Raw genomic sequence first — 5,892 nt, forward strand, 5'->3', positions numbered from 1 at the left:
TGTGGCTTTTTGCGTCCGGGTTCCGGCACACCAAAATCGTCATTCCGGGCGATGCGAAGCATCGACCCCGAATCTCGAGATTCCGGGTTCGGTCCTTACGGACCGCCCCGGAATGACAGCAGAGAGAATTGAGCGCTACACCGTTTGCGCCACCGCGCTGCGCTGCTTCGGCGCCTTCGCGATCTCGAACAGCGCGGCGGACTGCCCTGTCAGCGCGGCCAGAACGAGGCCGACCATATGCGCCAGCCGCTCGTCCTTCGCCTTCTTGTCCAGGAGATCGCGGCCGAAGATCACGCTCAGAGTCGCCGAATTGGAGAGATAGAAGAAGCTCAGCGCCGCGATCGAGATGTAGAGCTGCACCGGATCGACCGCGACCTGGAAGTCGCCGCTGTCGACACCGCGCCGCACCACGGTCCGGATCATCTCGACGAAGGGCGAGTGCATCGACTTGACCTTGGTCGACTTCTTCAGGTGTTTTGCGCGCGCGAGGTTCTCGGTTTGCAGCAGTGACAGGAATTCGGGATTGCGCAGGAAGTAATTCCAGGTGAACTCGATCAGGCGGCGGATGGCCTCGGGCGGATCGAGATGTTCGAGATCGAGCCCCCGCTCCTCGCTGCGGATCTTGTCATAGGCGCCTTCGAGCACGGCGAGATAGAGCTCGTCCTTGTTGCCGACGTGGTAATAGAGCATCCGCTTGTTGGCGCCGGCCTTGGCGGCGATGCGGTCGACGCGTGCGCCGGCCAGACCATGGGCGGAAAATTCCTGCTTGGCGGCGTCGAGAATGCGCAGCCGCATCCCCTCGGGATCGCGCTGCCATTTCAGAGTTCGCTTTGCCTTCGCCAAAAGAGGTGCTCACTGGGTGGTCGTCCATCGCGTGTATCATGGGGGCGAGCATTTGAGAACGATCTCGTACCCCTGACGCAGTTTCGTAGGGTGGGCAAAGGCGCACTTGCGCCGTGCCCACCATCTCTCTCGATCATAGAAAATGCGTGGGCACGCTACGCTTTGCCCACCCTACGAGAGTGCCTTACTGCGTGCCGCACCGCGTCCGGACCACGAGGCGACACGTGCTCCGTCATTCCGGGGCGCGCTCCTTGGCGCGAGCCCGGAATCCATTGAGCGGCAGAGTCGGTGGCGGAATGGATTCCCGGCTCGTCGCTTCGCGACGCCCCGGAATGACAGAATCACTCCACCGGCTTCGGCGAGCGCTCCAGCAGCACTGTCTGAATCCCGCAGGTACCGCTGCGCACGGTCATGATCCGCGTGCCCGGCTTGCGGCCGTTGCGGACTTCGCTGACGTCGAGGCCGGCAGCGATCAGGCGGGCGCGGGTGGCGTCGATGTCGGCGACGCGCCAGCTGAGGCCCCAGAGGCGGTCATGCGCGGCATCGCTGCCCGCAACCGGTCGGCGCACCACCTCGACGACGAGATCGCCGCAGCGGAAGAACATCAGCTGGCCCCAATCCTGGTGGGAGCGGTCGAGCGCCAGGTCGAGCCCGAGCCGCGCACCGTAGAGCGCGGCGGCACGATCGGAATCCTCGGTCGTGACGACGACGTGGTCGAGCTCGTCGATCGGGGCAATGTCGGTCGCGACCGATTTGGGACGTTCGTCGGCCAGTTCAAGGAAGAACATGCGCACGCCGCGCGTGAGCTCGGTGGCGGCCCGCGTGCGTTTCCAGTGCAGCACCGCGCCGGTGACGGAGTCGCTGCTTTCAACCTCCGCGACCGGGTCCGGCCTCAGGGCTACGCGCTCCAGCCGCCGATGCATCTTGCCGATGTCCGCGACTCGAAAGCACAGGCTGGCGAGCACGCCTTCCTGGTCCTCGAGCAGCGCGCGCATGCGGTCGGCGGTAACGCTGAAGCCGTGAGGGGCCATCAGCTCGATGGTCATGTTGTCGAGGGTGAACAGCACCCGGTCGGCGCCCTCGCCGGAATTCTGCCAGGCCGGCGCGCGGGCGAGCAGCGTCTGATAGGCCGCCTGGGCCGCACCGATATCGCTCACCAGAACGACGATGTGATCGAGACCGGTGATCATCCTGCACCCTTTTGATGGACCTGTGACGGACCTTGGAACCCGGGCCGCGACAGACGGCGTTTGTCCGGGCTTGGCATTGGCTGGTGATGGTCGTATTCCGGCACAATGCTGACCTCAAGCGCTTCGGGCGGCAGTTTTGCGAATAATTTCAGCGTCCCCACGGGGCGGAACCGGTGCTAGAGTAATCCCGCCGGCCGGGACCACAAGCGCATCACGGACAAGCAATGCAGGCTCTCTTCATCGGACAGACCTATATCGACGTCGTCTTCATCACCGACCACATGCCGACCGGCGACGAGAAGCACGTGGCCTCGGACTACGCGGTCTCCTTCGGCGGCAATGCGGTGACGGCGGCCTTCTGCTGCGCCAAGCTCGGCATCGTGCCGGATTTGATCGCGACCGCGGCCAATGACTGGCTGGGGCGCATGTTCCAGGACATGTGCGCGAAGTACGGCATCTCGCTGCATGGGCGCAAGGTCAACCAGTCCTCGCTCTCCTTCATCATGCCCAAGGACGGCAAGCGCGCCATCGTCCGCTGCCGCGACGACGAGCACATCCACCCCTTCCCGATCCTCAATCTCGGCGGCTGCCGCGCGCTGCATGTCGACGGCCACCAGCCGGATGCTGCGATCCACTACGCCAAGGTGTGCCGCGAGGCGGGCATCCTGACCTCGCTCGACGGCGGCGGCCTGCGCACCAACACCCACGAGTTGCTCGGATATATCGACGTCGCCATCGTCGCCGAGCGCCTCTGCGAGCAGATGGACCTGACGCCTGAGAAGATGCTCGACTACCTCAAGGGCCGCGGCTGCAAGATCGGCGGCGTCACCATGGGCGAGAAGGGCCTGTTCTGGTACGACGAGACAGGGACGGTGCAGGTGATGCCGGCGATGCCGATCCCGCGCGAGCGCGTCATCGACACCAATGGCGCCGGCGACGTCTTCCACGGCGCTTATGTCTATTCCTATCTGGCCCATCCCGGCAAAAGCTGGCGCGAGCATTTCGATTTCGCCCGCGCTGCCTCGACCTTCAAGATCCAGCGCCTCGGCAACGAGGCCGGCCTGCCGACGCTGGTCGATATCGCGAAGGTTCGGCACGAGTTCGAGGTCAGGGTCTAGAAAAAGATGGGGCGCGTCTTCGTCGCCGGCAGCGTCAACATGGATGTGGTGGCGACGGCGGATCGCCATCCCAGGGTCGGCGAGACCGTCGCCGGCCGCCAAGTGCTGTATTTCCCGGGCGGCAAGGGCGCCAACCAGGCGGTCGCGGCGTCACGGCTTGGCGCAAGGACCACGCTGATCGGACGGCTCGGGAAGGATTCGTTCGGGGCCGAGCTGAAGGCCTTTCTCGGCGATCAGGGCATCGATCTCGGCTATCTCGTGGAGACGGCGGAGGCCCACAGCGGCACCGCCATCATCACGGTGGCGGAGGCCGACAACACCATCGTCGTCGGTCCCGGGGCGAACGGGCTGGTCGGCCCTGATGACGTCGAAGTGGTGCCGCTGCTGAAGGGCGACGTCGCCGTCAGCCAGTTCGAGATTCCGCTGCCGTCGATCGTGGCATTCTTCCGGCGCGCGCGTGCGGCCGGCGCCGTGACCGTCTTGAATCCTGCGCCGGCGCGGAAGATGCCGGACGAGTTGCTGGCGCTGGTCGACATCCTCGTGCTGAACGAGACCGAGCTCGGCTTTCTCGCGGGCGCGGAGCTGTCGGACGACGATGAAGCCGGAAAGATCATCGACGTCGCGCGAAAACTTCAGGCCCGCGAGGACCAGACCATCTGCGTCACGCTCGGCAGGCGCGGCGTGCTCGCGCTGGCGGGGCGCGAGGAGATTGCCGTAGCCGGCCGCGCGGTGAAGGCCCTCGACACCACAGGCGCCGGCGATTGCTTCGTCGGCGCGCTGGCGGCGCAACTGGCCGAGGGCGCAGCCTTACGCACCGCCCTCGCCTTCGCCAACGCGGCTGCCTCGATCAGCGTGCAGCGAATGGGCGCCGGGCCGTCGATGCCGACGGCAGCGGAGGTAGCCGCGGTCTTGTAGCGCTCACGCCAGCGCGCTCTTCAGGTCGAAGCTCTCGTCTGCGGCCTGCTCTGGCGTGATCGAACGATCCATGCTCTGCAAGCGGCGTCCGAACATGTGGTCGCCGGCGCGGTTGATGGACTCGATGCCGAGCAGTCTGTCGCCGTGATAGCAGAACGCCGAGAACGCCTTGTTGGCGGGATTGCCGCGCAGCACGACGCGGTCGTAGCCGGTGGTGAGACCCGAGATCTGGAGCTTGTCGTCGCCCTGGTCGCTCCAGAACCAGGGATGGCTGTCGTAGGGCTTCTTGTCGCCGGTCAGCCGCGCCGCGAGACAGCGGGCCTGATCGGTGGCATTCTGCACCGATTCCAGCCGCATCGATCCGCCGAAGCGGGGGCTGGCGAACAGCGCGCAATCGCCGATCGCGGAAATGTCGGGATCGGCGGTCGCAAGATATTCGTCGACGACGATGCCGGCGGCGACCGGCAGCCCCGCCTCGGCCGCGAGCTCGATGTTCGGCAGCACGCCGACGCCGACCACGACGAGATCCGCCGGCAGATGCCGTCCGTCGCTCAAGGAGACGCCGGTGACCTTGCCACCCTCCGCCTCGATCGCGGTCGCCTGCACGCCGAGATGGATGCGGACGCCGGCCTCGCGATGGCGCGCCTGGAAATAGTCCGAGACCTCGGCCGTCACCGCGCGCGCCATCACGCGTGGAGCAAGCTCGAGCACGTCGACCTCGAGGCCCTTGATCCGCGCAGTCGCGGCGAATTCGAGGCCGATGAAGCCGGCGCCGATGATCACGGCGCGCGTCTTCGACGGCATGATCTGCCGGAGCTCCTCGCTGTCGTCGAGGATGCGTAAGTATTTCACGTCGGGAAGGTTGGCGTTGGGCAGGTCGAGCAGCCGGTTGCGCGCGCCGGTCGCCAGCACGAGATGGCCGTAATCCAGCGCCTCGCCGGATGCGAGATGCAGCTTGCGCGCGGCGCGGTCGATCGAGGCGGCGCGGCCGGCGATCAGCTCGATGGCCTGGTCCTGGTAAAATTTCTCCGGCCGGAACATCAGGCTCTCCGGTCCGGCCGAGCCCTTGATGTAGGCCTTCGACAGCGGCGGCCGCTGATAGGGCAGATGCGCCTCGTCGTTGATCAGGCAGATGCGCTCGGAAAAGCCGGCCTGGCGCAAGGATGCCGCGACCTGGTAGCCGCCATGGCCGGCGCCGACGATGATCACCGGGCCGGTCATCGGACAGCCCATTTCCGGAAGACACGAGCCTGGCCCATGCCGCCTCCTCTCTCGCTGATTGTGGTTGCTGGCCTTGCGAGGAGCCGGCGCTCGTGTCCGTCCCTTGGCGAAAGCGGCCCTATTTGAACCTATCGTTCCGCCTGGCGCAAGAGCGGCGGCCGGGGATTGTCACCCCTGCCCTTCTGCGATTTAGTTCGAGCCTCGACCTCCTGCCGGGGATATTCCAAATGACCGCTCCCGTCTCCAAGCCCGACGATCCCGCCCTGCTGCGGATCGACGGCCCGATCGCGACCATCACGCTGAACCGCCCTGCTGCATTCAACGCGATCAACCTTGCGATTGCGCAGAAGCTCGAACAGCTCGCGGCCTATCTCGAAGGCGCGGACGACATTCGCGTCGTCGTGCTCGAAGGCGAAGGCCGCGCCTTCTGCGCCGGCGGCGATCTGCAGACGATCGGGGCCGCCGCCGAAGCCGGCACGGTGACGCCGGTGGTCGGCGAGCTGCTCAAGCACTATCATTCCTTCATCGAGATCGTCAGGCGCATGCCGAAGCTCTCGCTGTCGAGCGTGCACGGCTCGGCCGCCGGCGCCGGCATGGGCCTCGCC

At 66.2% G+C, this 5,892-nt stretch carries 6 protein-coding genes; 3 read left to right on the forward strand and 3 right to left on the reverse strand.

Annotated features, from left to right (window positions below):
• Positions 1-135: 135 nt before the first annotated feature.
• Together JHD07_RS09480 and JHD07_RS09485 are read right to left on the reverse strand one after the other, a co-directional pair.
• Entirely contained in the window at positions 136-843 is a 708-nt protein-coding gene (locus JHD07_RS09480; RefSeq protein WP_291621348.1) for a TetR/AcrR family transcriptional regulator, read from the reverse strand.
• 341 nt (positions 844-1,184) lie between these two features.
• Positions 1,185-2,033: a VOC family protein gene (locus tag JHD07_RS09485; RefSeq protein ID WP_291621350.1), complete on the reverse strand. Its 849-nt coding sequence runs from the start codon at positions 2,031-2,033 to the stop codon at positions 1,185-1,187.
• Between the two features lie 224 nt (positions 2,034-2,257).
• On the opposite strand from JHD07_RS09485, the gene JHD07_RS09490 reads away from it, so the two are divergent.
• Both JHD07_RS09490 and JHD07_RS09495 read left to right on the forward strand, forming a co-directional pair.
• The gene (locus tag JHD07_RS09490) at positions 2,258-3,151 is read left to right on the forward strand and encodes a sugar kinase (protein ID WP_291621352.1); all 894 of its coding nucleotides are present in this window, start codon (positions 2,258-2,260) and stop codon (positions 3,149-3,151) included.
• Between the two features lie 6 nt (positions 3,152-3,157).
• Positions 3,158-4,066 (forward strand): ribokinase, encoded by a 909-nt coding sequence (locus JHD07_RS09495; protein ID WP_291621354.1) that lies wholly within the window; start codon positions 3,158-3,160, stop codon positions 4,064-4,066.
• A gap of 3 nt (positions 4,067-4,069) precedes the next feature.
• Here the strand turns inward: JHD07_RS09495 and JHD07_RS09500 are convergent, their stop codons facing one another.
• Positions 4,070-5,287 carry an FAD-dependent oxidoreductase gene (locus JHD07_RS09500; protein ID WP_291621356.1) on the reverse strand — a complete coding sequence of 406 codons (1,218 nt, stop codon included), beginning with the start codon at positions 5,285-5,287 and terminating at the stop codon, positions 4,070-4,072.
• A gap of 227 nt (positions 5,288-5,514) precedes the next feature.
• On the opposite strand from JHD07_RS09500, the gene JHD07_RS09505 reads away from it, so the two are divergent.
• On the forward strand, positions 5,515-5,892 hold a 378-nt coding region (locus tag JHD07_RS09505; protein ID WP_291621358.1), incomplete at its 3' end, for an enoyl-CoA hydratase/isomerase family protein.

It is taken from the genome of Bradyrhizobium sp. (assembly GCF_016462955.1).
GTDB lineage: Bacteria > Pseudomonadota > Alphaproteobacteria > Rhizobiales > Xanthobacteraceae > Bradyrhizobium.